This window comes from Mesobacillus boroniphilus JCM 21738 (assembly GCF_000517385.1).
GTDB classification, from domain to species: domain Bacteria; phylum Bacillota; class Bacilli; order Bacillales; family Cytobacillaceae; genus Mesobacillus; species Mesobacillus boroniphilus.
Window position 1 is genome coordinate 1 of the sequence record NZ_BAUW01000220.1, and the last position, 1002, is coordinate 1002.

2 protein-coding genes are annotated in these 1002 nt (G+C 40.6%); one reads left to right on the forward strand and one right to left on the reverse strand.

The features are described from left to right. Positions 1–20: 20 nt before the first annotated feature. A complete protein-coding gene (locus JCM21738_RS24645; RefSeq protein ID WP_023627801.1) occupies positions 21–164 on the reverse strand; it encodes a hypothetical protein in 144 nt (47 codons plus the stop codon). 120 nt (positions 165–284) lie between these two features. Here JCM21738_RS24645 and safA point away from each other — a divergent pair, with 120 nt between their 5' ends. Beyond that, complete coding sequence (gene safA / locus JCM21738_RS21895) at positions 285–893, forward strand: SafA/ExsA family spore coat assembly protein (RefSeq protein ID WP_023627800.1); 609 nt, start codon at positions 285–287, stop codon at positions 891–893. Positions 894–1002 lie beyond the last annotated feature (109 nt).

Genomic DNA, 1002 nt, shown 5'->3' on the forward strand with positions numbered 1-1002 from the left:
ACTTTTCTTATTTATGGATGTTACTTCTCTCTCTTCGTATCCAATAAATCAATCCGGCTTGCATCCTTAAGGTTAAAAGCCGTTGAGATAAAATACAACAGGGTACCGCCAACTAAACCGAGACAAATGACAAAACCGATGGTCATCACCCAAAGATAGCCCATAATTCGCATTCCTCCCTTGATAAAACTATATGCACTGTTTTGGTGATGTTTTCACACAAAAAATTAATAAAGTATAGTTTCTTGAATTAATCTCATCCTATCTGTTGAGGAGGAGTTATTGTGCTCAAGAAAATAATCTTAGCCCTATTATTAATCGTATTGGCAATCCCGACAGTTTCTTTTGCCCAACAGGTCCATACGGTTCGTCCGGGTGATACCTTATGGAATATTTCTGTTAGATATCAGGTCGGACTTTCAGAGATTATCGCCGCCAACCATCAGTTCAAGAATCCAAACTTGATCTATCCAGGCCAGAGAGTCAATTTACCAACTATAGGAGCAACCAAGAGTATCGAAAGCCAGGTAATCCAGCTGACAAATCAGGAGCGTGCTAAAAATGGACTGAAACCACTTGCTGCTGACTGGCAGCTTTCAAGGGTAGCGAGATATAAGTCAGCAGATATGAGAGATAAAAACTACTTCTCACATACCAGTCCTACATACGGCAGCCCCTTCACGATGATGAAGAACTTTGGTACCAATTATCGAAGTGCAGCCGAGAACATCGCAGCCGGCCAAAGAACTCCAAATGAAGTAGTCCAATCCTGGATGAACAGTCCCGGACACCGCAAGAACATTCTTAGCCCTGCATACACCCACATTGGTGTCGGGCATGCAACTGGCGGAAATTACGGCCACTATTGGACGCAAATGTTTATCGCAAAATAAATATCTTGAATAGAAATAACCCAGTGAACATCACTGGGTTATTTTTTGTTGGTTAGGAAACTATAAAATTTATTTAGTTGTGGATAACTACATGTAATTTTCTTAATCT

Excerpts from the sequence above, each read along its gene's own strand:
- JCM21738_RS24645 (WP_023627801.1), bottom strand. The coding sequence starts at position 164 with ATGGGCTATCTTTGGGTGATGACCATCGGTTTTGTCATTTGTCTCGGT.